Origin of the sequence: Oryzicola mucosus, assembly GCF_014534685.1 — a bacterium.
In the GTDB taxonomy this organism is placed as follows: domain Bacteria; phylum Pseudomonadota; class Alphaproteobacteria; order Rhizobiales; family Rhizobiaceae; genus Oryzicola; species Oryzicola mucosus.
This window is the reverse complement of the sequence record NZ_JACVVX010000002.1, coordinates 337,611-363,197: the sequence shown is the minus strand read 5'-3', so window position 1 is coordinate 363,197 and position 25,587 is coordinate 337,611. Positions and strand designations below refer to the sequence as shown.

Below are 25,587 nucleotides of genomic sequence, written 5' to 3'. Positions count from 1 at the left end.
CAGTGGGACAGCCCGCCTCTCAACATTTTACGGGATCGTATATCGGATCGTATAGGATATTGTATTTGACATGCGATATCTTATTTGCAACAAACATCGAGATGTCAAGAAGCGGTTGAGGAGGATAACAGTGGCAGTTGCGATGGAGCGGGACAGCAGGATTGCGAATATCCGCCCCAGCAGCGTCGTGGATGGCGTCTATGACGGCATCTATCACCGCCTGATGGCGCTGGAGATCGCGCCGGGCGCCCGCATTCCGATCGACGTGCTTGCCCGCGAACTCAATGTATCGCAGACACCCGTGCGCGAAGCCCTGAGCCGGCTTGAACGCGAAGGCCTCGTCCGCAAGGAGCATTTGATAGGCTACAGTGCCGCTCCCCAGTGGGCGCGCAAGCAATTCGAGGACCTCTACGCCTTCCGTCTTCTTATCGAACCTGAAGCAGCCAAGCTCGCCGCCCGCAACATGACTCCCGAGGCGCTGCAGCAGCTTGAAAATTCAGCCGCCGACATGGGCAATGGTGCGCCGCCGGTCGACCGCAACACCCGATATTCCCGCTTCGCCCGTGCCGACGCCCATTTCCACGACGACATCTTGAAAATCGCCGGCAATGAAGTGATCCGCAGCACGCTGTCCAACCAGCATGTCCACCTGCACATCTTCCGCCTGATGTTCCACACCCGCGTCACCCAGGAAGCTCTCGAGGAACACGAAAACCTGCTGACCGCGTTTCGCGCCGGCGATCCGGACGCTGCTTACGCGGCGATGTTCACGCATATCGAGCGCTCCAGCGAGCGTCTGCTTTCGGCGTTCGAATGAACACGGTCGCGTCCAGCTACCGGTTGCCGGAGGCCAAGGCGGCGGTCGTCGCCTTGCGCGCCGAAGGTCTCGGCAAGGCCTACGGCCCTATAACCGTCCTGTCCGACGTCACGCTGGACGTATTGTCAGGCGAGGTTCATGCCATCATCGGCGAGAACGGCGCCGGCAAATCGACCTTGATGAAGCTTTTGTCGGGCTATGTCGCACCGACGGTCGGGCAACTGGCCCTCGAAAGCGGGCCGGTCGACTTCGCCAATGCGGTCGAGGCCGAAAACGCCGGCATAGTTCTGGTTCATCAGGAAATCCTGCTCGCCGCCGACCTTTCGGTCGCGGAAAACCTCTTTCTCGGCCGCGAAATCGGCCGTGGCCTGATGGTCGACGACAGGGCGATGAACCGTCGCGCCGCCGAACTGCTGGCGCGGGTCGGGTCGACCGCACGGCCGCGCGACCGGGTCGGCGATCTGCCGCTGGCCCAGAGGCAACTGGTTCAGATCGCACGCGCCCTCCTGGAAGAGCGCAAGGTGGTCATCCTGGACGAGCCGACCGCGGTTCTAGCCAATGACGAGGTCGCGGCGCTGCTCGATATCGTGCGCAGCCTTCGCGATCATGGCGTCGCCGTCCTGTACATCTCGCATCGTCTCGACGAGGTGCAGGCGCTTGCCGACCGCATCACGGTGCTGCGCGACGGCCGCATGATCGGCACCTGGCCGGGCGCGAGCCTCAACCAGCGCGAGATGGCCGAACTCATGGTGGGGCGGAAGCTCGAGATGCTCTACCCGCACAAGCGGCCGCCCACAACGGCAGCCCCCATCCTGTCGGTTACCAATCTGTCGGTCGACCATGCCGAGACAAAGGTCTCGTTCAGCGTCAGCCCCGGAGAGGTTCTCGGCATCGGCGGCATGATCGGCGCGGGACGCACCGAGGCAATCGAAGGGCTGATGGGTCTTCGTCCGTCGCAGGCGGAACGCGTCGTCCTGCAAGGCAAGGAGATCACGAACCGGTCCGTCGGCGCCCTGATGGATGCCGGCCTCGTCTACCTGACCGAAGACCGCAAGGGTAAGGGACTGCTTCTGGAGCAGAGGCTCGCCCCCAACCTCACCTTGCAGGCCCTGGATTCGACCAATCCGGGCGTCGTGCTCGACAGGCGCGGGGAAACCGCCCGCCTCGAGAAGGCGGTTGAGGACTACGATATCCGCGTGCGTTCGCTGCGGCTCGAAGCCGGCCAGCTTTCAGGCGGAAACCAGCAGAAGCTGCTGCTTGCCAAGGTGATGCTGTCCGATCCCTCGGTCATCATCATCGACGAGCCGACACGCGGCATCGACATCGGCAACAAGAGCCAGATTTACGACTTCATCGACGCCATGGTGCGGTCGGGCAAGGCCTGCATCGTCATCTCGTCGGAAATGTCCGAGCTCGTGGGCCTCGCCGACCGCGTCATCGTCATGCGCGGCGGGGAGATCGTCGCGGAGCTTCGCGGCGAGGACATCAACGAGGAAAACGTCGTCTATGCCGCCACGACGGGCGGATATGGAAGCGCGGAGAACCATTGACATGAGCTTAGCGACAACAACCATCGCGCCTGCCGGCGAGGAAAGCCGCATTCGTTGGGCAGACCTGGCGCCGTTCATCGCGCTCGCCCTGATCGTTCTGTTCGGCGCGCTGGTCAATTCCAACTTCGTCTCGTCGGCGAACCTTCTCAACGTGATCACGCGCAGCGCCTTCATCGCCATCATTGGCGTCGGCGCGACCTTCGTCATCTCTTCCGGCGGGCTGGACCTGTCGGTCGGCTCGATGATGGCATTCATCACCGGCATCATGATCATGGCGATGAACTATCTGGCGCCGGCCTTCGGACCTTGGGCCATCCCGATGGGCGCGGGCGTAGCGCTGATCGTCGGCTCGCTCTGCGGACTGTTCAACGGCCTCATCGTGACCATGGGGCGGATCGAGCCGTTTATCGTCACGCTCGGCACGATGGGCATATTCCGCGCCTTCATCACCTTCATGACCGATGGCGGCTCGCTGTCGATCGATCGCAGCCTGCGGGAAGCCTACCGCCCGGTCTATTTCGGCAATTTCCTCGGCGTGCCCTACCCGGTTCTCATCACCTTCGCCGTCGTCATGGTGGGCGCGTTCCTGCTCTACAAGACGAAATACGGCCGCCGCCTGACATCGGCGGGTTCCAATGTCGAGGTCGCCCGCTTTTCCGGCGTCAACGTCGCCAAGGTCCGGACCATAGCCTATGTCATCCAGGGCTTTTGCGTCGCCGTCGCAGCCATCTGCTACGTGCCCCGGCTCGGCGCCGCCACCCCCACCACCGGACAGCTCTGGGAACTGCAGGTCATCACCGCCGTGGTGATCGGCGGAACGCTGCTGCGCGGCGGCAGGGGCCGCATCGGCGGCACGGTGGCAGGCGCGCTCATCCTCGAGGTGATCGCCAACGTCATGGTCCTGTCGGACATGGTCTCGGAATATCTGGTCGCCGCCGTGCAAGGCGCAATCATCATCATCGCCATGCTGGCGCATCGTTTTACTGCCAACCGCTGAATACAGCACAGACTTTTGAGGAGGAGAAAATGAAGTCAATGACCCTTAAGACCGGACTACTTCTATCGACCGTGACCACCGCCCTGGCCCTGTCCTTTGGCGCAGCGCAAGCCCAGGACAGAAACATCACCATGGCCGTGTCCATTCCGGCGGCGACCCATGGCTGGACCGGCGGCGTCGTCTACCACGCCGAGCAGGCCGAGAAAGAAATCGAAGCCGCGTTCCCGAACATCGACGTTGTCCTGTCGACCGCATCGTCGGCCACTGCCCAGGTTTCGTCGCTGGAAGATTTGTCCTCGACGCGCAAGCTCGATGCGCTCGTCATCCTGCCTTTCACCTCGGAGGAACTGACCGGCCCGGTGGCGCAGGTCAAGGAGAAGGGAACCTTCATCGCCGTGGTTGACCGCGGCCTTGCCGACCCGTCCATCCAGGACCTTTATGTCGCGGGCGACAACATCGCCGTCGGAGCCAACACGGCGACCTGGCTGTCCGACAAGCTCGGCGGCGAAGGCGAGATCGTGGTTCTGCGCGGCATCCCCACTGTCATCGACGACGAGCGCATCAAGGGCTTCTCCGACGTCATCGGCAAGACGAAGATCAAGATCCTCGACATCCAGTATGCAAACTGGAACCAGGACGAAGCCTTCAAGCTGATGCAGGACTATCTGGCGAAATACCCGAAGATCGACGCCGTCTGGGCCAATGACGACGACATGCTGCTCGGCGTCATCGAGGCAGTCGACCAGGCCGGCCGCAAGGACATCAAATATGCGCTCGGCGGCAACGGCATGAAGCAGGTCATCGAAATGGTCAAGGAAGGCGACGAGCGCACGCCGGTCTCGACCCCCTACCCGCCTTCGATGATCAAGTCCGCCATGTACATGACCGCCGCGCAGTTCGCCGGCCAGGCGCCGATGCGTGGCAGCTTCCTGCTCGGTGCGCCGCTCATCACGCCGGAAAACGCAGACCAGTTCTATTTCCCCGAATCCCCATTCTGATCCCCGAAATGACGCCTGGCTCTCAGCCGGGCGTCACCGTAACGACGACAACAGGAGACACGACATGAGCGGCAAGAAAATCCTCATGCTGACCGGCGAGTTCACCGAGGAATACGAAATCTTCGTTTTCCAGCAGGGGATGGAAGCCGTCGGCCACACGGTGCACGTCATCTGCCCGGACAAGAAGGCAGGCGACCGCATCAAGACCTCGCTTCACGATTTCGAAGGCGACCAGACCTACACCGAAAAGCTCGGCCACTACGCCGACATCAACAAGACCTTTTCCGAGGTTCGGGTTGAGGAATATGACGCGGTGTATGCGGCAGGCGGGCGCGGCCCGGAATATATCCGCACCGACAAGCGCATCCAGGACATGGTTCGCCATTTCCACGACACCGGCAAGCCGATCTTCACCATCTGCCATGGCGTGCAGATCCTGATGGCCGTGCCCGGCGTTCTCAAGGGCAGGAAGGTCGCCGGACTGGGCGCCTGCGAGCCGGAAGTCACCGCTGTCGGCGGCATCTATATCGATCTCAAGCCGACCGAGGCCTATGTCGACGGCAACATGGTGTCGGCCAAGGGCTGGACCGCCCTCGCCGCCTTCATGCGCGAATGCCTGGCCGTGCTCGGCACCAAGATCACCCACAGCTGATCCAACGACCGAAACGTCAAACCATCATGCCTCCGGGTTTCGCAACCCGGAGGCATTTTTGTGAGATGGGTGCGCCGCGGACGTGCGGACTCCAGATTCGCGCGCCACATTCCGAACAATTGGCGCGCATGGTTAGTCTGAGCGGCTACTCGCTGGCTAACCCACATCAAAATCAACTAAGCATCTGAAAACAAACAGCAAACTGCTGTAGATGGTGGGCCCGGAGGGACTCGAACCCCCAACCAAGCGGTTATGAGCCGCCGGCTCTAACCATTGAGCTACAGGCCCCACGCAAGCGCTGGATAGTTTCTTTTTGGCTCTGGCACAAGCGGCTAGCGACGATCAATTTCATCGCGCCGCAATCATCCCACAATCGGCTCATACCCGATTGGAGCGAAGGAACGCGCATACCATGGAGAATCGCATGAAAAACAAACATCTGGCGCTTGCACTGGCAGCCGCCATAGCCCTGCCCGCCTCGCTGGCCCATGCCCAGGCGCCGGTCCCGCCGCAGCAGCCTCGGATCGTCGTGACGGGAGAAGGCGAAGCCACCGCCGCGCCGGACCTCGCATTGCTGTCGCTCAGCGTCATGCGGGAGGCCAAGACGGCGCGCGAAGCGCTGGATGCCAACAACGACGCCATGGCCGCGGTGATTGCGGCGATGAAGTCCTCCGGCATCGAGGATCGCGACCTGCAGACCGCCGGGGTCCAGATTCAGCCGCGCTACAACTACACCAACAAGCCCGACGGCACCCAGGATGCCGAGCTGATCGGCTACCAGGTCACCAATACGCTGTCGGTTCGGGTGCGCGATATCTCCAAGACCGGCGAAATCCTCGACAAATCGGTGTCGCTGGGCGTCAACCAGGGCGGCGGCATTTCGTTCGCCAACGACAATCCCTCCGCCACCATCACCGAGGCGCGCAAGCTGGCGGTCGCCGATGCGATTGCCAAGGCCAAGACGCTCGCGGAAGCGGCCGGCGTGAACCTGGGCCGCGTGCTCGAAATCACCGACCAGTCCTTCGCTCCCCCGCCCGGCCCGATTCTGGCCAAGGCGCGCTCGTTCGAGGCCGCGGATGCCGTGCCCGTGCAGGCCGGTGAAAACGCCTACAAGGTGCAGGTCAACGTCACCTTCGAGCTGAAATAGTCGACGAAAAGCCTACGCCGGATCGTCCCAGGACGGTCCGGCATCACAGCCGTATCGGCAAAGCGCGGGCTGTGGTAGGAGGCGCTCCTGCCAAACGACGAGACCCGCCGATGCTTCCCTGGATCCAGCTTGATCGTGCCACCATCCCTGGCGATGGCGGGGCGTTGCGCCTGAAGCGGCGCGGCGGCGAATTTTCGATCATGTTGGGCGCGAACGAATTGATGAACAGCCGGCTCAGCGGTTCCGAAGAGGCGCTGGCGACCCTTTCCTGCGAGCGGATCGCCGGGCGCAAGAACGCCGGCATGCTGATCGGCGGGCTCGGCATGGGCTTTACCTTGCGCGCGGCCCTCGGCGCACTGCCGCAAGATGCCCGCGTCACCGTCGCCGAACTGGTTCCCGCCGTGGTCGAGTGGGCGCGCGGCCCGATGGCTGAGATCCACAAGGGCACGCTGGACGATCCGCGCGTCGATATCCACATCGGCGATGTCGGCCCGCTGATCCGGTCCGCGACATCCGCTTATGACGCGATCCTGCTGGATGTCGACAACGGTCCCGATGGGCTGACGCGCGCCTCCAATGACGGTCTCTACGACCGGAGCGGCCTTCAGGCCGCCAGGGCCGCCCTGCGCCCGAAAGGCGTTCTCGCCGTGTGGTCGTCAGGCCCGGACAGCGCCTTTACGCGCCGCCTGCGCGAGGCAGGCTTCAGCGTCGACGAGGTGGGCGTGCGCGCCAATGGCAAGCGCGGCGGCGCGCGCCACGTCCTGTGGGTGGCAACGCGCCCGTAAGGGAAGGACGCGGCGGCCTGTGCCGCCGCGTCTTCCGATTCAGAGCAGCGTGAACACCACGATCATCGCCGCATACAGCGCCAGGATGACGCCGATGCCGAGCGTGGTTTTCGCGCTGTCTTGCGGCTGCAGCCACCAGGCGAACCGACGGCTGACCCATGGCACGAGATAGTTGAGCAAAAGCACGCTCACCACATTGCCGATGAACAGCGCGACCGGAAACGGCAGCCCGGCCTGACCGAGCAGGAACGGCGTCTGCACCAGCATTCCGAACAGGAACACCACCGGGTAAAGCATCAGCACGACGAGCATGTTCTGCTTCCACGTCGGCGGCGCTTTGCCGGACGGCGATGCGAACCACTGATCGAATCCGGTATGGACCACACGGGCGTGGAACTCTTCGATGAAGGCGTCGGTCTCTTTTAGAAGCGCTGCCCGTTGCGGCGATGCCAGCCAGTTGTTCAGATTGGCTTCGGTGTCGAAGCGCAGGATCGACAGCCAGTCTTCCTGAACCCCCGCTATTGGCGCCTCGATGCGGTAGCCCTGAAAGCCGGGCGCGCGGCTCTGTGCCGCCGAGATGCGCTGTTCCCAGGCGCGGTAGGCGGTTTCCTGGCCCGGTTTGACGCGGGTCGAGATGACAGCCGAGACCGGCGACGGCAGCACGCCGGACGCGCTGTCGGTGACCAGGTGAACGTCGTCGCGGCCGGCGAGCATGTGATGAATGCCCGCCAGCCGCGTCTGCCGCTGCGCGGAATTCAGCCAGGCAAGGGCTGCTTCCGACGTGGAGAAGCGCTGCAGGATCACCCAGTCCACCTGGGTCGGCGGATTGGGCGAGGTGATCGATTGCTCGATGAAGCCGGGAAAACCGGCTACGACAGCCTTCGTCGCCTCTTGCCAGGCGGCGAAGTCGGATTCGAAGCCATCCAGAACCCGCGTCTGGGTGACGATGGTGACCGAGCCGTCCATGCCCTCGCTCACGCGGTCACGGACAACTGGTCGAAGATACGATCCGGCGAGAACGGCAGATGTGCGAAGCGCACCCCCGTCGCGTTCGCCAGCGCGTTGGACACGGCGGGCGCCACCGCGTTGATGGCGCATTCGCCCTGTGCCTTGGCGCCAAGCGGCCCGATCGTGTCGTGCGTATCGGCAAACATGATCTTGGTGCGCGGCGTGTCGGCGAAGGCGGGGATGTGGTAGTTGCGCAGCGCCGGATTGAGCATCTTGCCGTGGTCGTCATAGACCATGTGCTCGGTCAGCGCCCAGCCATAGCCCATCGCAACGGCCCCTTCGAGTTGCCCACGACACTGCATCGGGTTGATCGGCCGGCCGATATCGGCGGCATGCACGCTGTGCAGGACGCGAACTTCGCCGGTGACCCGGTGCACGGCCAGCCGCACGCCCTGGACGTTGAAGGCGATGGTGCGCGGCGACAGATAGGCCTTGCGCTTGGCATCGAAACGGTGGCCCGCCTCGGTGCCGATCTTGTAAAGCTCGGTCAGTTCGATGCGGCGGTTGCCGTTCATCACGGCGTCGTCCACCAGCGACCAGTCTTCCACCGGCGTATCCGTGATCCGGGCGGCATAGCTGACGATGTTGTCGTGCAGCGCTTTTGCCGTCAGCGCGACGGCCTGCCCGGCCACCACCGTTCCGGTGCTGGCGAAGGTGCCGGTGTCGTAAGGCGTCAGGTCGGTGTCGGCATTGATGATGTCGACATTGTTGCCGCGCGTGCCGAGGATCGAGGCAGCGATCTGGCGATGCGAATTGATCGAACCGTTGCCCATCTCCGTCGAGCCGACGGCGAGATGGTAGGAACCGTCCGGCAGCAGCCGCATTTCGCCGCCCGAGCGATGCTCGGTGGGCGGGCCGGATTCCAGCACCGAAAGCGCGATGCCGGTTCCCTCGGCCCAGTTGCCTTCCGGCGCCGGAAGCCCTTCGCCATTGGCAAGTGCGGCCTCGACCAGGTCGAGACACTCGTCCAGACCGTAGCTGCCGAAGGACACGTCGCTCGGGTCGCTCCAGACCGATTCGATCACGTCGTCCGGACCGATCATGTTCTTGCGCCGAATGGCGAAGCCGTCCATGCCGAGCTTTTCGGCGAGATCGTCCATCGCGCATTCGATGGCGAAGGTGGATTGCGAGGCGCCATAGCCGCGGAAGCCGCCGCCGGGGATCATGTTGGTGTAGACGGCGTGACCGTCCGCCTTCTTGTTCTTGCAGCGATAAGCCGACAGCGGGCTGCCCAGCGACGCGGCCAGCGTTTCGCTGCCATGGCCGCCATAGGCGCCGGTGTTGGACACGACATGGACTTCCAGCGCCGTCAGCGTGCCGTCGGCTTTCGCGCCGAGCTTCACCTTGGTTGTCATCTGGTGCCGCGTGGTGGCGCCGATGAACTGTTCTTCGCGGGTGAACTCCCACTTCACGGGACGTCCAAGCTTCATCGTCGCCATCAGGCACAGATCTTCCGACACCATCTCCTGCTTGCCGCCGAAACCGCCGCCGACCCGCTCGGTGAAGACATGCAGGTCATGCGGAAAGATGCCGAACAGATAGCAGAGCTTCTGATGTGCGATGAACGGCGCCTGGGTGGACGTGCGGACATGGAGACGGCCGTCTTCGCCGCGCCATGCGATGGAACCGTGCGTCTCCAGATGCGCATGCTGGACGCGCGAGGTGGAGTAGGTCTTTTCGTGCACGACGGCAGCTTCGGCGAAGCCGCTTTCGACATTGCCGACTTCGCCCTTGATGGTGACGAAGATATTGCCCTTTGCCTCGTTGCCCTTGCTGTGCAGGATCGGCGCGCCGTCCTGCATCGCCTCGACCGGGTCGAACACCGCCGGCAGGATCTCGTATTCGACCTGCAGCGCGCGGCAGCCGGCTTCGGCCGCGGCTTCGGTTTCGGCGACGACAGCGGCGACGCGCTGGCCGACGAAACGCGCGACATTGTCGAGCACATACATGTCGTCCGGGTCGACCAGATGGTCCTCATGCGTCGCGCTGGAGAAGAGCTTGCGCGGCACGTCTTCCCAGGTGAACACCTCGACGACGCCGGGAATGGCGCGCGCCTTGCTCTGGTCGATGCTGACGATGCGGGCATGGGCGTGCGGCGAACGCAGCACTTTCAGATGCAGCAGGTTTTCGACCGCCACATCCATGGTGTAGCGCGCATGGCCGGTGACGATGCCTTGCGTGAATGGATTGGGCAGGCTGGCCCCGCAGGCGGCGCCCGCGATATCGTCATCTGTGGAGCGGATGCCATGCACCGCGTCCTCGATCGCACGATAGCCGGTGCAGCGGCACAGATTGCCCTTGAGGTTGCGCGGCAGGTCGGCGCGCTGTTCTTCGTCGAGCGCTGCCACCGTCATGATCATGCCGGCGGCGCAGAAGCCGCACTGGAAGGCCTGCGCGTCGCAGAACGCCTGCTGCACCGGGTGCAGGTGCCCGTCATGCTCCAGGCCCTGAACGGTGGTGACCTGCTTGTCCTTGGCGCGGTGCGCCGGCATCAGGCAGGAGTGAACCGGCACACCGTCGAGCCAGACCGTACAGGCGCCGCAGTCGCCCTGGTCGCAGCCCTTCTTGACGCCGAACACGCCGGCGTCGCGGATGAAAGTGCGCAGGCACTGGCCCGGGCGCGGTTCCTGGGAGACCGCCTTGGAATCGATCGTGTAGCTCACGCTTTGCTCTCCACCGCCGCGAGTTCGGCGCGAATTTCTTCCGCGAAATGATAGGTGACATGCCGCTTGTAGGCGGGCGTGCCGTTGACGTCGTCGAAATAGCCATCGGCCGGGATGGCGGCATCGATGGCTGCGCGCACCTCTTCTGCGCTCGGCAGGGCGCCGAAACGCAGCTGGATCGGACGCGGCGTGGCGGCGGTGATGGTCAGGAGCAAATCCCGGTCCGGTCCGCTGGTGCCGATCAGAAGGGCCGCCGAACGGCCCAGATGCGTCAGCGAGGCGCGGCGGATGGCGAAACGCTTGGAAAGTGCTGCTGCCGGGATGTGAATGGAGCGCAGCAACTCGCCAGGCGCGAGGATGTTGGCATGGTTGGCGGTGACGAAATCGCCCGAATACACCGTTCTCGGCGCGCCATCGCGCGGCCACAGCGTATAGGTCGCCTCGAGCGCGACCGTCAGCGAGATCATCGCGCCGGCCGGCAGCGACATGCAGATATTGCCGCCAACGGTCGCCACGCCGGCGACCTTGAACGACATCAGAAGCGAGTGCGCGCAAGCCTTGAACAAGGGCGCGGCGGGCCATTCGGCAGGGCCGACGAAGTTGGCAACCTTGGAAATCGGGCATGTCGCCGCGATCTCGACCCCCTCGCCGCTGACGGCAAGATCCTCCCAGCCCAGGCCGTGCAGGTCGACCAGCGTGTCGACGGCCAGTTGCGGCTCCGACATCAGCCAGGTGCCGCCGGCGAGCCAGGCATGGCCGCTCGGCCAATCCGCAATCTCGTCGAGGCGCGCAGGCGTCCTCACCGCTCGAACCGTATTGAGGTCCATTCGCTCGCTCCCCCGCTGCCCCGCGGTTCTCGGTGTTTGAAATTCTTGTAAGCCCAGGCCGAGAGGATACTAGCATGGCTTTATGAGTAAAAAATGAAAGAAAAATTTTGGTTTATCTACAACATGACTTCCGCAGGCAAATCGGACAAAGCCATTCATCTTTCGCAGAATGTATAAGTTTAAGAAAATATGTATTTCAAAATTCTCAGCAAACTTCAACAAAGTACCTTGTCACCTTTCCAGCACCTGATTTTTTCGGAAAATGTCATTCGAAAAGGTCTTATGAACAACCCGAAAGAAAAAACGCGACCCACAGCTCGTGGATCGCGTTCGCCATTATTATTCATAGTGCGGATATTTGGCTTACTGCTCTTCGAGAGCGTTGATCTACCGGAAAAGTCCTACCAGCGCACGACCGGGCAGTTCGGCGCCTTGGCGAAGGTTACCGTCGTGCGATGGTGAAACTTCCGTCCCGCCACCTTGATGGTGTTGCGGTTCACATCGACCACGCGCGCCCAGCGCAGGCCCATGCGCTCGGCCTTGTCGACGGCGCGGTTGGGCGTGCAGCCGCGCTGCCAGTGGTGGTCGGGACGCGGCTGCTGCCAGCGCCGATCCTGGCGCGGCTGATGCCAGCGCGGACCGCCGCCATGATATTGCACGCCGAAACGAGCGCCGTCATGCCCGCCCATATTGAGATAGATGCCTTCGGCCTGGGCGACGGCGGGTGCGCCGGCAAGAGCGCCGAGACCGACGAGTGCGGACAGTGCAGCGATTCTGATGGTGTTGAACATGGTTCGTCTCCTGAAAATCCGTTGTTCCTCGCCGAGGCGATGAGGCGAACTTAGAGGCAGGAGGCTGAACGGGTTCGGAACCGCATGTTCATCGGCGGTTCAGGGATGTTAACGCGCCGGAGGGACCGCCCTCTCAGGGTTCTTCGTCGAGAATGTGCTCGAAGTAGTCCTCGGGTTCGGCAAGTTCGGTCTCGAGCGCGGTGACGCGCCCGCGTATGGAAATGCCGGCCTCGTGGACGGTTTCCGCGCTGCCGGACAACAGCGGATGCCACCAATAGAGGTCACGGCCTTCGGCAACCAGCCGATAGCCGCAGGTCGACGGCAGCCACGGCAGGGTTCGCACTTTTTCCGGGGTCAGCCCGACGCAATCGGGAACGCGCGCCAGCCGGTTCGGATAGTCGGCGCAGCGGCAGCTTTCGGTGTCGAGCAGGCGGCAGCCGACGCTGGTCCAGTAGATGTCGCTGGTGTCCTCGTCCTCGAGCTTGGACAGGCAGCACTTGCCGCAGCCGTCGCAGAGCGATTCCCACTCGGCGACGTCCATCTCCTCGAGCGTCTTGGTCTTCCAGAACGATTCAGCCATGCCGCGCATGTGGGCCGGAATGGCGGCCGGGTCAAGCAGCCAGCGGGTTTGCGCCGCATCCGCGCCACGATCCTGCCACCTTCCCGACCGGCTAATGCCTGTAACGCGTGGCAAAAGGCTGATGGCGGAACCAAAGGGCGTCTCCGGCTGTTGGAGGCGCGGATGGGACGCAACAAGGAGATTTTACATGAAACGCCAACCCAGGATTCTGGCAGGGACCGCGCTCGGCCTGCTGATGGCATCTGCGCCGCTGGCGGCTGCGCCCCTTTCGTTCGGCGGCGGCCAGGCGGGAGCGCAGGATCTGTCCGGCGCCCGCATTCTTCTGGTGCAGGATTGCCCGGAAGGCCAGGAATGTGCGCCGAACTCGCGCCGCCAGCAGCGGCAGCAGCAAGGCGAAGGAGAGGAAGAAGGCAAGCCGCGCCAGCAACGGCGTGAGCAGGGCGGCGGCGAACAGGAACAGGAGGCGCCGCAGCGCCAGCGCCGTGAACAACCGCAGGAGGAGCAGGCTCCTGAACCCACCCCCCGCGCACAGCGCGAGCAGGCTGAACCGGAAGCGCCGCGTCAGCAGCGCCGCCAGCAGCCGGCCGAGGAAGCTCCTCCGGCCGAGGAAGCTCCTGCCGAACGTCCGCGCCGCGAGCAGCGTCAGCAGGAGCAGGCGCCTGAGGCCGAGAAGCCCCGAGCCCAGCCCGAGGAAGCCCCGCAGCGGCCACGCCGCGAGCAACGCCAGGAGCCGGAAGCCCAGCAGGAACCGGCACCCCGGCCCCAGCCTGGCCCGGCGGAGGCACAGCCAGAGCCCCGTCCGGCGCAGCCGGAGCAGGAACAGCCGGCACCCCGTCCAGAAGCAGAGCAGCCTGCCGAGCCGGACACCCCGCGTCGCCAGCAGCGCCAGGAACAGCCCTCCGGCACCGAAGCCCCGGCGCCCGAGCCGCGTCCGGCCGAGCCGACACCTGAAACCGCACCGACCCCGCCCGATGCTCCGACACCGGCGCGGCCGCGTCCTGCGGAGGGCGAGCAGCCCACGCCGTCTGAACGTCCCGCCCTGCCGGGTGCAGGTGAGCAAGGCGAACCTCCCGCCCTGCCGGGCGCAGGTGAGCAGGGCGAACGTCCCGCCACGCCACAACAGAGCCCCGGCCTGCCAGAGCAGCCGCAAGGCGAGGCGCCCCGGCCCGAAGGCGAGGCGCCGTTGCTGGACAGCCAGAAGGAACGTCCCGGCCGCGACGCCCAGCGTCCTGACCGTCAGCGTCCGGATGGCCAGCGTCCCGACGGACAGCCGGGCGAGCGCCCCGGTCCCGATGGACAACGCCCCGATGGACAGGCGCCTGAGCAGGAGCGTCCCCGCGTCGACCAGGGACCGCCGCCCGCCGACGACCGTGCCGCGCAGGAAGCGATCCGGCCCGAGCGTGTCCGTCCTGTCGAGGAAGAACAGGGGCGCCGCATCGACCGTCGTCCTGAACTGCGCGACCGTGAGCGTCGGGACGGTGCCGATATCGTTCGCGAACTCGGCGACCGGCTGATTATCGAGTTCGGCGGTCAGACCCGCGTCGAAAGCAGCGATCGTCCGCGCATGACCCGCGATGCTCGTGACGTCTATTATGAGGAACTACCGCGTGGCCGGACCCGCGAGACCATCGTGCGCCCGAACGGCAACCAGATCGTCACGGTTCGCAACCGCTACGGCGACATCGTGCAGCGTTCGCGCATCACGCCGGACGGTCGGGAATATGTGCTGAGCTATGTCGATGAGGACAATTACGACCGCATCGACGACGGACGCGACGCCGGCTACGACCTGCCGCCGCTGCGGCTCGACATTCCGCGCGAGCAGTACATTCTCGAATCGGAACCGGGACGCAGCTCCGACGACTACTACACCTTCCTCGAGCAGCCCCCTGTGGAACGCGTCGAGCGTCTCTATTCGGTTGATGAGGTCAAGCGTTCGGCACGTGTCCGAGACATTGCTCGCCGCATCGATCTCGACACGCTCACCTTCGAGTTCGGCTCCGCCACCATTCCGGAAGCCGAGATCACCAAGCTCGAAGGCGTAGCGCAGGCCATGGAACGGCTTCTGGAGAAGAACCCGGCCGAAACCTTCCTGATCGAGGGTCACACCGATGCTGTCGGCAGCGATGTCGCCAACCTCGCTTTGTCGGACCGCCGTGCCGAAGCGGTCGCCAACGCGCTGACCAACGTCTTTGGAATTGCCCCCGAAAACCTGTCCACGCAGGGCTATGGCGAGCAGTATCTGAAGGTGAACACCACAGCGCCCGAGCGTGAAAACCGCCGCGTCGCCATCCGGCGCATCACGGCCCTGGTCGCTCCCATGGCCAGCGCCAACTGATCGGAACGCTCCGACCCGTCACTGAGAATGCCCGGCTGACATCGTCAGCCGGGCATTCTTTTGCGACACCCTCCGGCCCGGCAATGCACCTGAACCACTATGCAACGCCTTCGGCATATTGCGCCAGAAACGCCTTGCTCGGCGGGATCGGCTTGATGACGTCGATCAGCACGCCATTGGGGTCGCGGGTGATGAAATGGCGCTGGCCGAACGGCTCGTCGCGCAGGCTGCGCAGGATCGGCAGGCCTGCCTCGACGATACGCCCATAGACCGCATCGGGATATTCCACCTCGAAATTGATGAGCAGGCCCGACGCCCGGCCCCTGCCCTCTTCGGGAACGGTCTCGTGATCGAACCGAACGATGCCGAGATTGACCCTCTTTTCCTCGACCGATTGCAAATGCACATACCAGTCGCTTTCGAACAGCGGCTTGAAGCGGAAATGCTCCACATAGAAGCGCATCGTGACCGCCACATCGTCGGCCATCAGCACCGGGTAATAGCTGGTCGTCTTCATGGCTTTTCTTTCTCCCGTAAAAAACATACAATCTGCATGCCAATTAACATACAGGCTGCATGTATGCAAGAGATGAAGGAACGGCGCTCTAACCGCGAGCGAACAGACGCCACCCGCGGCGACCTGATCGCGGCGGCGCGCAAGCTGTTTATCGAAAACTCCTATGCCGAGACCCGCACCCCGGAAATCGTAAAGCAGGCCGGCGTCACGCGCGGCGCGCTCTATCACCATTTCGAAGACAAGCAGGCACTGTTCAAGGCGGTCGTGGAGGCAGAGGCGTCGGCGGTAGCCGCCGAAATCGAGACCGCCGCACCGGATGGAATGCCGACGCGCGACGCGCTGCTGGCCGGCTCGGACGCCTATCTGGCTGCGATGGCGCATCCGGGCCGCACGCGCCTGTTGCTGCTCGACGGCCCGGCCGTGCTCGGGCGGGCTGAAATGGACGAGATCGACAACCGCCATGGCAACCGCACGTTGCGCGAGGGCCTGGTGGCGGCCATGCGGGAAGGCTCGATGCCGAAGCTGCCTGTCGATGCCTGCACGGCTGTGCTGGCGGCTGCCTTCGACCGCGTAGCTCTCGCCATACAAGCCGGCGCAAACGCCGAAGATTACCGCGCCGTGCTTGAGGCGCTTCTCGATGGGCTGTCGAGGCCCGTTCCTTCGTAAGGGTCCGTGGCAGGACCATCGTTACGATTGCTTTGCTGAGCCTCAGCGCTATCAATCCTGTGCCGAAGCGCGTTCGGCAATGTTGCGCAGACCTTTGGCAGTTCCCGCTTGAACCGTTCGATGAGCCAGGTGCCGGCAGGTCCTGGCGGCGAGTCGGTCCGATAGAAGGCGTGCAGTTGATAATGCCGCTCTGAATAGGGTTCGAGGTCGAGCACCGCGAGCCGCCCCGCCGCTACATCGTCAAGGATCATCCAGGTCGGAAGGCCGCCCCAACCCAGGCCTGACAGAATCAATTCGCGCTTCATCGACATGTCGGTCATGCGCCATGTCCGATAGGCGAAGACGCCGAAATCCTTGCCTTTTGTCATCTGCGACCCATCGGAGATGACAAGCTGGATATGCTCGCGCACCTCAGAAAGCGGCACCCTGCCTTTGTATGTCGCCAGCGGATGGCCGGGTGCTGCGACCGGCGTCATGGACGCATCGCCGATGCGCACCGCGACGAGTTCTTCGTTGAAGTTCACCGGCTGGCCGCCAAAGCTCACATTGGAGCTGCGGGTCATCAACTGGTCCCAGAGCATGCCGAGCGTACCGATGTTCATCTTGAGCCCGACAGACGGGAACTCGGCTTCGAAAGCTGCAAGCACCCTGATGAGGGCCGGCGAAGGCATTGTCACATCGACTGCAATGATCAGCTCGGCCTCAAGTCCTTGCTTAAGACCCTCGGCGCGGGAGCGGATGTCGTGAAGCATGCCAACCATTTTTCGAGCGTCGGCCAGCATGGCCTTGCCCACGGTTGTAAGGGTGGGCTCGCGCGTCCCTTCCCGTTCGAACAGTTTCAGCCCGAGCTGCGCCTCCAGATTGGCTATAGCGTAGCTGATCACGGATTGCGCCCGGTTCAGCTTGCGCCCGGCAGCGGAAAAACTGCCGGTGTCGGCGACGGCGACCAGCATCTGGAGTTGATCGAGGGTCGGATTTGGTTGCATGACCTATCCACATTCCGGATGGATTAAATAGAAATTATACCGGTTTTTTGAATGAATTGAAATGACCATATTGGCGGCAACATCAACCCGCCTACGGAATTTAGCCATGTCCTCAATCCTCCTCGTTACCTCCAGTCCGCGCGGCGCTGCGTCCCACTCTACCCGCGTCGCTATCGACCTTGCTGCCAAGCTGCGCACCGCCAACCCTTCCTCCAAGCTGGTGGTCAGAGACCTCGTTGCCAACCCGCTGCCGCATATCGATGCCGATTACTCCACCGGCATCTACACGCCGGTCGAAGCTCGCACGCCGCGCCAGGCCGAGGTCGTGGCGGTCTCGGACGCCGCTCTGGATGAGCTGTTCGCCGCCGACGCGGTGATCCTCGCGACCGGCTTCATCAATTTCGGCATTTCCTCGACGCTGAAGTCGTGGATCGACCACATCGCCCGCGCGGGCAGGAGCTTCTCTTATGGCGAGGGTGGCCCTAAAGGGCTGGTCAACGGCAAAAAGGTTTATGTCGTGCTGGCTTCCGGCGGCATTTATTCCGAAGGCGCTGCGGTGCAGATGGATCATGCCATCCCGTATCTGCGGAGCGTCCTGAATTTTCTTGGGATGACCGATGTCGAGGTCATCCGCGTCGAAGGCGTCGGCATGGGAGCTGAAGCGACGGCCGCCGCGCTGGACAAGGCCAAATCCCGCATCGATGCGTTGGTTGCCGCACAGGCAGACAAGGTCGCCGCAGCAGCTTGAACCGCCACAATCAGAACAAAGGCAGGCGCTGATGCAACGCCGGCCTTTGTGCATTCCAGTTTGACGCCGGGAGGTGACGTCAGCCGAAAATGCGCTCGCCTTGCTCGTCCACCATCTGCTTTCCCTTGGCGAACGATACCTGCACGGCGTCTTCGAGCGCTGCGAAGCGGTCGGCACGGATGAACTTGTGTTCCTTCACAACGCCGTCGATTTCCTTGGAGATCAGACCGCAGGTCTGGAACTGGCCGTCGGCCTTATAGGGCGTGGCGCTGATCGTGTAGCCCTTGTATTCGATGGCTTCCGCCGCCTTGGGGGCCGCTTCCGGCTTGTCGCCGCCACCGCCGAAAAGCCGTTTCAAGAATGACATATCAGGTCTCCACGCAAGTCTTCGGATGCGGCCCTCCCGCCTGTCGCCTCATGACGAGACAACGCGAAGCGCCTCCACAGCGACGCGACCATAAATCAGCGCCGCTCTGGAGGAAAGCCGATCCGGCTGCGATCACCCCTTGGCGCCGAAAACCTCGGCACAACGCGACAGGCTCAGGCCCTCGCCATCGGTATCGCGGCTGACTGCGATGTCGGTGACAACGCCTTTTTCGTCCGCCGTGATGCGCGCCTCGCAGAACAGCGACTTTTCACGCGCTGGCGACACCAGCACCTGCTGCTGCACAGTGCGGATATCGGTTCTGCTGGTCCTGGTTTCGGTCACGGTGGTGTTGTCGTCCGGCCTGGTGATGGTGGTGGATGTCCGCGTGCTCGTGCTGCCGAACGGATCGTAGACCGGCGTATCCACTGTCTTGTACTGGGCCGGAACGGTGACCGTCGTCTGGCCGCCGCGCCAGCTATAGACCGTGCCGCCGCCGTTCAGCTTGTAGGATGATGAAGGCGGGCCGTATCGCGCGAAGAACGCATCGCTCTGCCGCCCGATATAGTCGGACCGCATCTGCTTGTTGGCGTCGGCCGTCGTCGTGCAGCCGGAAAGAACGAAAACAACGGGCGCAGCCAGCGCCAGTAAGATCAACCGCATTGTATCCCCCTGAAACAATGCCCAAACATCACTCCTGGGCGAAAACTTCGCAACCGAAATCAGCAAGTCATGCTGGGTCTTCACGTCCCAAGGTTAAGCGATAGATAGTTTTCGGCGATACAGAACCACGCAAGCAGTTCTTTTGCCGCTGTTTTGCAGCCAAAAGAAAGGGCGGCCCGAAAGCCGCCCTCTGTCTCTTCGAATTCGCTGAAGTGCGTTTCGATCAGCTGTCCAGGAAGCTGCGCAGCTTGCGCGAACGGCTGGGATGCTTGAGCTTGCGCAGCGCCTTCGCCTCGATCTGGCGGATGCGCTCGCGGGTGACCGAGAACTGCTGGCCGACTTCTTCCAGCGTATGGTCGGTGTTCATGCCGATGCCGAAGCGCATGCGCAGCACGCGTTCCTCGCGGGGGGTGAGCGAGGCCAGCACGCGCGTCGTCGTCTCGCGCAGATTGGCCTGGATCGCCGCGTCGATCGGCAGGATCGCACCCTTGTCCTCGATGAAATCGCCGAGGTGGCTGTCCTCTTCGTCGCCCACCGGCGTTTCGAGCGAGATCGGCTCCTTGGCGATCTTCAGCACCTTGCGCACCTTTTCCAGCGGCATGGCAAGCTTTTCGGCCAACTCTTCCGGCGTTGGCTCGCGGCCGATCTCATGCAGCATCTGGCGCGACGTGCGGACGATCTTGTTGATCGTCTCGATCATATGCACCGGAATGCGGATGGTGCGCGCCTGGTCGGCGATCGAACGGGTGATAGCCTGCCGGATCCACCAGGTCGCATAGGTCGAGAACTTGTAGCCGCGACGATACTCGAACTTGTCGACCGCCTTCATCAGGCCGATATTGCCCTCCTGGATCAAATCCAGGAACTGCAGGCCGCGGTTGGTGTATTTCTTGGCGATGGAGATGACGAGGCGGAGATTGGCTTCCACCATCTCCTTCTTGGCAATCGCTGCTTCGCGCTCGCCCTTCTGCACCCGATTGACGATCTTGCGGAACTCGGCGATCGAGATCGCGGTCTCCGTTGCCAGGTTCTGGATCTCGGACCGCAGCTCGAAAATGTTGGGGCGTTCGTTCTTGGTGAACTCCTTCCAACCGCGCGTCGTCAGCGTGCCGATCCGTTCAGCCCAGCTCGTGTCCAGCTCGGAACCGTGATACTCGCGCAGGAACTCCTCGCGGCGCACACCGTAGCTCTCGGCGAGGCGCAGCAGCTTGCCCTCGTTCTGAACCAGGCGCTTGTTGATGTCGTAGAGCTGCTCGACCAGCGCCTCGATGCGGTTCTGGTTGAGCGCCAGCGACTTCACCGCCGTGATCAGCTGGTCCTTCAGCTCCTTGAGCCGGCGGTCCTGGCTGGCCGACAGCGCCTCGGCCGAAGCCAGGCGGTTTTCGACCTGCTGGTCCTGCAGCTTGCGCAGCTTCTTGTAGGTGTCGGCGATGACGTCGAGCGTCTCCATCACCTGCGGCCGCAACTCGGCTTCCATGGCCGCCAGCGACAGGCTGTTCTCGTCTTCGTCCTCGTCGTCTTCCTCGGTGCGCGTATCGCCGCCGACATTGGTGATGTCGTCTTCGTCCTCGCGGCGGCGGCCGCCCCTGGCCTCTTCGACCTTGGGCTTGGCGTCCTCTTCGACGCGCTCGACGACCGGCACCTGCTTGCCCTCGGGGCCGGCATAGGTGGCCTCGAGATCGATGATCTCGCGCAGCAGAATCTTGGCTTCATTGAGCTCGTCGCGCCAGATGATGATGGCCTGGAACGTCAGCGGGCTCTCGCAGAGGCCCGCGATCATCGTCTCGCGACCGGCCTCGATGCGCTTGGCGATGGCGATTTCGCCCTCGCGCGACAACAGCTCGACCGAACCCATTTCGCGCAAATACATGCGGACGGGATCGTCGGTGCGGTCGGTCGGCTCTTTCTTCGTGGTGGTGGCGACGACGGCCGTGCCGGTCCGCTCGGCGAGTTCGCCGGCTTCCTCTTCGGCATCGCCTTCCTGTTCGCCTTCCTCGGCCTGCTCATCGTCCTCGACGACGTTGATGCCCATGTCGGACAGCATCGACATGGTGTCCTCGATCTGCTCGGAGGTCACCTCTTCGGAAGGCAGCACGGCATTCAGCTCGTCCATCGTGACATAGCCACGTTTCTTGGCGAGCTTGATCATCTTCTTGACAGCGTCGTCGGAAAGGTCGAGCAGCGGGCCATCGGTCGTGGCCTCGCGTTCGGTCTCGCCCTCTTCCTTCTCGTTTTTCGCCATGCTTTGTTTTCTCCAGGCGGTCCGTCGACCGCGTAAGACATGTGCCGTACCAGCCTTGAAGGCGATTCCGGCACCGTATTTAACTCGAGATTAACCGTGATATCTGGTGCGGATTTCTCCGCTGTCCAGTTTTCAAGGATAGCGTCTCGTTGTTCGGGCAAGCCGTATATGATCCGGCGTTGCACAAAGGTTAACGTTTCGAATCGTCCTGATTCCGTTATTCTGAACGAAGGTCAAGCGCCTGTCGCACGATTCGCCTCAAAAAAGCGAATCAATTGCGGCAGAGCCCATCTGTGTTCAGGCGCGCCCCGCCCTTCCGGACGAAACGCCGAAGCCTTCGATAAGGGCCTCGGTTGCCTGCACATCGCGGAATTGAGCCTGGATTTCGATCAGATGCCGGTAGTTTTCGTCTGTCGGATCGGTCGCCAGTGCCGTCTCGGCCTGTTTCAGCTCCTTATGTAAGGTACGCGCGCTTCGGTGCAAGTGCAGCGACTGGGCAAACGCGTCGCGCGCATCCTCGATGGCGGCATCCTCCAGCGCGGTCCACTCGCGCGCCTTGCGCATCAGGCTCATCGCCCGCTCCCATATCTCGGAAAGCCCGGCGCGTTCGATGGCGGCAAGCACCTGCTCGCGGCTGTGCTCGCCATGCGCCAGCGCATCCAGCAGGGCGGCGTGAAGGCGACGGAGATCGGCATTGGCGAGATCGAGAAACTCGACATGCTCGAAATTCTCATCGACCAAAGCGGGATGATTGACCAGCGCCACGACGATGGTGGCCTCGCGCACCGACATCTGTTCGCCGACGCGGCGCACCATCGCCGACCGGCCCAGGCTCTCGCTCATCGTCATGCGCTGCGCTGATCCGCCGCGCGACCACTGGCCGCCGCCCTGCCCCCGGTTGCCGAAACCGTTGCGGTCGCGGCCGCCGCCCTGGTTGCCGCGCGGGTTGTTGCGGGCGCGCTGCGCGCCGAAGAAGCTCTGCACCCGGTCGCGCATTTCCTGCTGGTAATGGAAACGCACGCTCTCGTCCTTGATGCGGTTGCTGAGTTCGCGCAGCGTCTTTTCCAGTTCCGCGCGCCGCTCCGGCGTCTCGAACACGCCGCCCGCCGTCTCGCGCATCCACAACAGGTCGGCGAGCGGCTTGGCCTCCGCCAGCACCGCGCGGAAGGCGTCAGGCCCTTCCGACTTGACCAGATCGTCGGGGTCCTTGCCCTCCGGCAACAGGGCGAAGCGCACGGTGCGGCCGGGCGCGATCTCCGGCAGAGCCAGATCGGCGGCGCGGTGCGCGGCTTTCAGGCCCGCCGCGTCGCCGTCGAAGCACAGAAGCGGCTCGCCCGACATGCGCCACAAAAGCTCGAGCTGGTTTTCCGTCAGCGCCGTGCCGAGCGGCGCCACCACATGCTCGAAGCCGGCCTGGGCCAGCGCGATCACATCCATATAGCCTTCGACCGCGATCACGGTCCCGCCCCGCGCCAGCGCCTTTCGCGCGCGGGCGAAATTGTAGAGCACGTTGCCTTTGTGGAAGAGCTCGGTATCGGGCGAATTCATGTATTTGGCCAGCGCATCCGCAGCCAGCGCCCGTCCGCCGAAGGCGATGATCCGGCCGCGCGAATCCGGGATCGGAAACATGATGCGGTCGCGGAAATAATCGTAGGACACCGGCACATCCGCGCCATGGCGAACCAGTCCGCAGGCCTCGATCTCCGCCTTGCCCACCCCCTTGGAGGCCAGGTGCTCCTTCAGCGCATTGCGGCTTTCGGGCGCATAGCCGAGCCGGAACGCCTGCTGCGTGGCCGGGGTCAGGCCGCGTTCGCGCAGATAGGACCGCGCCTTGGCTCCCGCCGCCGACTGCAACTGCTCCTGGAAAAAGACGGTCGCCATCTCCATCACATCGGTCAGAGAGGCGCGTTCGCGCTCGCGCTGTTCGGCCTGCACGTCGCGCGCCGGCATCGGAACGCCCGCCATGTCGGCGACCCGCTCGACCGCTTCGGGAAAGCTCATTCCGTCGAGTTCGGTCAGGAATTTGAAATGATCGCCCGAAACGCCGCAGCCGAAGCAGTGGTAGCGGCCCTTCTTGTCCTCGCAATGGAAGCTCGGCGATTTCTCGCCGTGGAACGGGCAGCACGCCCACCAATCGCCGCGCTGGGCATTGGTCTTGCGGCGATCCCAGGACACACGGCTGCCGACGACCGAAGAAATCGGCACGCGGTCGCGTATTTCGTCGAGAAAGGCGGGCGGAAAGCGCATCGTGGATTGTGTCTCCAAACCTTATATAGACCCGGAGAGGCCCCACGACGACAGCCAAGTTCAGCCATACCCGCTTTCCACAGCTTGGCATGTCGACAACGAAGGGCGTGATTTTCTCATTGTTTTCGTTTTTCTTTCGTAAGAAGCTCGACTAGTGTCGCTTCTGAGCTTGCGGTTGCGCGCAAACCGCGCCACACTATTACCCGGCTAATGTAATATGGCTCGGAACTCTGGGCTTTTCTGCGGATTGACGACGATGCATCCCGCCTCACCATTTTCAGCGCCGAAAGGGCGCAGGCAATCTTGCCTGGGCTTTGGGACGCGCTCATGAGCGGCTCCGTCGTCCTGCTTCATCTGGCCGGCGCCATTGCGCTGATGCTGTTTGCCACGCGCCTGGTGAAGACCGGCGTCGAGCGCGCCTATGGCGATGTGCTCCGCCACAAGCTGCGCGCCACCATGCGCAACCCGCTCATGGCGGTGCTGGCCGGCACCGGCCTTGCCGTCGCGTTCCAAAGCTCGACCGCGGTCACCCTCCTCGTTGCCTCCTTCGCCGGCGCCGGCATCGTCAGCGGCATTGCCGGGCAGCTCGCCGTGCGCGGCGCGGAGATCGGCTCCGCCCTCGTCGTCAAGCTGCTCACATTCGACCTTTCCCTGCTGGTTCCGCTGTGCCTCACCGCCGGCACCGTCATGTTCATGGCGACGGAGCGGCGCGACTGGCGCCAGTTCGGCCGCATCCTCATCGGCATCGGCCTGCTGCTTTTGTCTCTCGAAATGATCGGCCAGGCGTCGGAACCGCTGCGCGACAGCCAGTTGATGCCGATGATCGTCAATTATTTCGCGGGCGATCCGGTCACCGCCTATCTGTTGGCGGCCCTGGTCACCTGGCTGTTCCACTCCTCCATCGCGGCGGTCCTGCTGATGGCGACGCTGGCCGGCCGCGGCTTCATTCCGCCGGAACTCGGTATCGTTCTGGTGCTCGGCGTCAATCTCGGCAGCTCGATCATCGCGCCGATCCTGACGCGCCGGGCCGATCCCGGCATACGCGTCGTTCCCATCGGCAACCTTCTGATGCGCGGCGCGGGATCGCTGGCAATGCTCGTGCTGTTCCTCGCCTTCGATCCCCCGGTCGCCATGCTGGGCTCGACGGTGCCCGACCAGATCGTCAATGCGCATATCCTGTTCAACTGCATCATCCTGATAGCCGGCCTTCCGCTGGCAACGCTGGTCTATCGCCTGTCCCAGAAGATCGTCGAACTCGGCACGCCGCCGGAGCCTGCCAACGCCCTGGCGGACACCGAACTCAGCGCGCTCGATGAAAAGGCGCTCGACCACCCAGGCCAGGCGCTGGCCAACGCCACCCGCGAGGTCGTGCATGTCTGCGAGACCGTCGAGATCATGCTCAACCGCATCATCGACCTCTATGACAAGGCCGACGAGCAGAAGATCGCCGCCCTGTCGCTGCTGGACGACCGGATCGACAAGCGCCATGCCGCGATAAAGCTCTATCTGGCAAAGCTCACCACCCGCTCGCTCTCCGAGACCGAGGCTCTGCGCTGCCAGGAACTGCTCGGCGCCTGCGTCAAGCTCGAACAGGTCGGCGACATCATCGTGCGCAACATGCTCGCCCATGTCAGCAAGAAGATGGAGCGCGGCTTGACCTTCACCGACGAGGGCTGGCGCGAAATCACCGCCTTCCACGATGCGGTGCTGACCAATGCGCGGCTGACCTTCAACGTGCTGATTTCCCGCGACCCCGAGACCGCGCGCCAGATCGTGCTGGAAAAAGACCGGCTGCGCGACATGGAAAAACAGTCCAGTCAGCGCCATTTCGAGCGGCTGCGCGACGGTACCGTCAAGAGCATGGAAACCAGCACCATCCATCTCGATACCATTCGCGACCTCAAGCAGATCAACTCGCTGCTCGCCTCCATCGCCTATCCGGTGCTGGAGCAGCAGGGCCTGCTGCGCGGCTCGCGGCTGCAGGCAGCAACCACATAGGTC

The 25,587-nt window shown here is 63.5% G+C and carries 22 protein-coding genes and 1 tRNA gene; 11 read left to right on the top strand and 12 right to left on the bottom strand.

Annotated elements, in window-relative coordinates:
• The first annotated feature begins 124 nt into the window (after positions 1-124).
• The 5 genes from ICI42_RS08235 to ICI42_RS08215 all read left to right on the top strand — a co-directional run bounded on the left by ICI42_RS08235 (position 125) and on the right by ICI42_RS08215 (position 5,014).
• Positions 125-817 (top strand): GntR family transcriptional regulator, encoded by a 693-nt coding sequence (locus ICI42_RS08235; protein ID WP_188164464.1) that lies wholly within the window; start codon positions 125-127, stop codon positions 815-817.
• Positions 814-2,367: a sugar ABC transporter ATP-binding protein gene (locus tag ICI42_RS08230; protein ID WP_188164070.1), complete on the top strand. Its 1,554-nt coding sequence runs from the start codon at positions 814-816 to the stop codon at positions 2,365-2,367. The genes ICI42_RS08235 and ICI42_RS08230 overlap by 4 nt, the downstream gene beginning before the upstream one ends.
• 1 nt (position 2,368) lies before the next feature.
• Positions 2,369-3,364, top strand: coding sequence for an ABC transporter permease (locus ICI42_RS08225; RefSeq protein WP_188164069.1), 996 nt, complete (start codon positions 2,369-2,371; stop codon positions 3,362-3,364).
• A gap of 29 nt (positions 3,365-3,393) precedes the next feature.
• Positions 3,394-4,362 (top strand): substrate-binding domain-containing protein, encoded by a 969-nt coding sequence (locus ICI42_RS08220; protein ID WP_188164068.1) that lies wholly within the window; start codon positions 3,394-3,396, stop codon positions 4,360-4,362.
• Positions 4,363-4,426: 64 nt separating this feature from the next.
• The gene (locus ICI42_RS08215) at positions 4,427-5,014 is read left to right on the top strand and encodes a DJ-1/PfpI family protein (protein WP_188164067.1); all 588 of its coding nucleotides are present in this window, start codon (positions 4,427-4,429) and stop codon (positions 5,012-5,014) included.
• Positions 5,015-5,226: 212 nt separating this feature from the next.
• Here ICI42_RS08215 and ICI42_RS08210 read toward each other — a convergent pair.
• Positions 5,227-5,302 (bottom strand) — tRNA-Ile (locus tag ICI42_RS08210).
• Between the two features lie 136 nt (positions 5,303-5,438).
• Here ICI42_RS08210 and ICI42_RS08205 point away from each other — a divergent pair.
• Together ICI42_RS08205 and ICI42_RS08200 are read left to right on the top strand one after the other, a co-directional pair.
• Complete coding sequence (locus tag ICI42_RS08205) at positions 5,439-6,161, top strand: SIMPL domain-containing protein (protein ID WP_188164066.1); 723 nt, start codon at positions 5,439-5,441, stop codon at positions 6,159-6,161.
• Positions 6,162-6,271: 110 nt separating this feature from the next.
• A complete protein-coding gene (locus ICI42_RS08200; protein ID WP_188164065.1) occupies positions 6,272-6,946 on the top strand; it encodes a spermidine synthase in 675 nt (224 codons plus the stop codon).
• A 39-nt stretch (positions 6,947-6,985) separates the two neighbouring features.
• Here the strand turns inward: ICI42_RS08200 and ICI42_RS08195 are convergent, their stop codons facing one another.
• From ICI42_RS08195 to ICI42_RS08175, 5 genes are all read right to left on the bottom strand, one after another.
• Entirely contained in the window at positions 6,986-7,912 is a 927-nt protein-coding gene (locus tag ICI42_RS08195) for an antibiotic biosynthesis monooxygenase (protein WP_188164064.1), read from the bottom strand.
• Positions 7,913-7,920: 8 nt separating this feature from the next.
• Positions 7,921-10,617 (bottom strand): molybdopterin-dependent oxidoreductase, encoded by a 2,697-nt coding sequence (locus ICI42_RS08190; protein WP_188164063.1) that lies wholly within the window; start codon positions 10,615-10,617, stop codon positions 7,921-7,923.
• Positions 10,614-11,444 (bottom strand): FAD binding domain-containing protein, encoded by an 831-nt coding sequence (locus ICI42_RS08185; RefSeq protein ID WP_188164062.1) that lies wholly within the window; start codon positions 11,442-11,444, stop codon positions 10,614-10,616. The genes ICI42_RS08190 and ICI42_RS08185 overlap by 4 nt, the downstream gene beginning before the upstream one ends.
• 401 nt (positions 11,445-11,845) lie before the next feature.
• On the bottom strand, positions 11,846-12,235 hold the full coding sequence (locus ICI42_RS08180) for a hypothetical protein (RefSeq protein WP_188164061.1): 390 nt from the start codon (positions 12,233-12,235) through the stop codon (positions 11,846-11,848).
• A 133-nt stretch (positions 12,236-12,368) separates the two neighbouring features.
• A complete protein-coding gene (locus ICI42_RS08175) occupies positions 12,369-12,815 on the bottom strand; it encodes a YcgN family cysteine cluster protein (RefSeq protein WP_188164060.1) in 447 nt (148 codons plus the stop codon).
• Between the two features lie 187 nt (positions 12,816-13,002).
• Between ICI42_RS08175 and ICI42_RS08170 the strand changes: the two genes are divergently transcribed.
• Positions 13,003-15,153, top strand: coding sequence for an OmpA family protein (locus ICI42_RS08170; protein WP_188164059.1), 2,151 nt, complete (start codon positions 13,003-13,005; stop codon positions 15,151-15,153).
• Positions 15,154-15,250: 97 nt separating this feature from the next.
• On the opposite strand, the gene ICI42_RS08165 is transcribed toward ICI42_RS08170, so the two are convergent.
• Positions 15,251-15,670, bottom strand: a complete 420-nt coding sequence (locus tag ICI42_RS08165) for a VOC family protein (protein WP_188164058.1) — start codon at positions 15,668-15,670, stop codon at positions 15,251-15,253.
• Positions 15,671-15,733: 63 nt separating this feature from the next.
• Here ICI42_RS08165 and ICI42_RS08160 point away from each other — a divergent pair, with 63 nt between their 5' ends.
• Positions 15,734-16,336, top strand: coding sequence for a TetR/AcrR family transcriptional regulator (locus tag ICI42_RS08160; RefSeq protein ID WP_188164057.1), 603 nt, complete (start codon positions 15,734-15,736; stop codon positions 16,334-16,336).
• Here ICI42_RS08160 and ICI42_RS08155 read toward each other — a convergent pair.
• On the bottom strand, positions 16,279-17,322 hold the full coding sequence (locus ICI42_RS08155; protein WP_188164056.1) for a LysR family transcriptional regulator: 1,044 nt from the start codon (positions 17,320-17,322) through the stop codon (positions 16,279-16,281). The genes ICI42_RS08160 and ICI42_RS08155 overlap by 58 nt on opposite strands.
• Positions 17,323-17,428: 106 nt before the next feature.
• Between ICI42_RS08155 and ICI42_RS08150 the strand changes: the two genes are divergently transcribed.
• The gene (locus ICI42_RS08150; RefSeq protein WP_188164055.1) at positions 17,429-18,070 is read left to right on the top strand and encodes an FMN-dependent NADH-azoreductase; all 642 of its coding nucleotides are present in this window, start codon (positions 17,429-17,431) and stop codon (positions 18,068-18,070) included.
• A gap of 79 nt (positions 18,071-18,149) precedes the next feature.
• On the opposite strand, the gene ICI42_RS08145 is transcribed toward ICI42_RS08150, so the two are convergent.
• From ICI42_RS08145 to dnaG, 4 genes are all read right to left on the bottom strand, one after another.
• Positions 18,150-18,437, bottom strand: a complete 288-nt coding sequence (locus ICI42_RS08145; protein ID WP_188164054.1) for an HlyU family transcriptional regulator — start codon at positions 18,435-18,437, stop codon at positions 18,150-18,152.
• 132 nt (positions 18,438-18,569) lie between these two features.
• Positions 18,570-19,097 (bottom strand): hypothetical protein, encoded by a 528-nt coding sequence (locus ICI42_RS08140; protein WP_188164053.1) that lies wholly within the window; start codon positions 19,095-19,097, stop codon positions 18,570-18,572.
• Positions 19,098-19,320: 223 nt separating this feature from the next.
• A complete protein-coding gene (gene rpoD / locus ICI42_RS08135; RefSeq protein WP_188164052.1) occupies positions 19,321-21,339 on the bottom strand; it encodes an RNA polymerase sigma factor RpoD in 2,019 nt (672 codons plus the stop codon).
• 297 nt (positions 21,340-21,636) lie between these two features.
• The gene (gene dnaG / locus ICI42_RS08130) at positions 21,637-23,586 is read right to left on the bottom strand and encodes a DNA primase (protein ID WP_188164051.1); all 1,950 of its coding nucleotides are present in this window, start codon (positions 23,584-23,586) and stop codon (positions 21,637-21,639) included.
• A gap of 327 nt (positions 23,587-23,913) precedes the next feature.
• On the opposite strand from dnaG, the gene ICI42_RS08125 reads away from it, so the two are divergent.
• Entirely contained in the window at positions 23,914-25,584 is a 1,671-nt protein-coding gene (locus ICI42_RS08125) for a Na/Pi cotransporter family protein (RefSeq protein WP_188164050.1), read from the top strand.
• Positions 25,585-25,587: the final 3 nt, after the last annotated feature.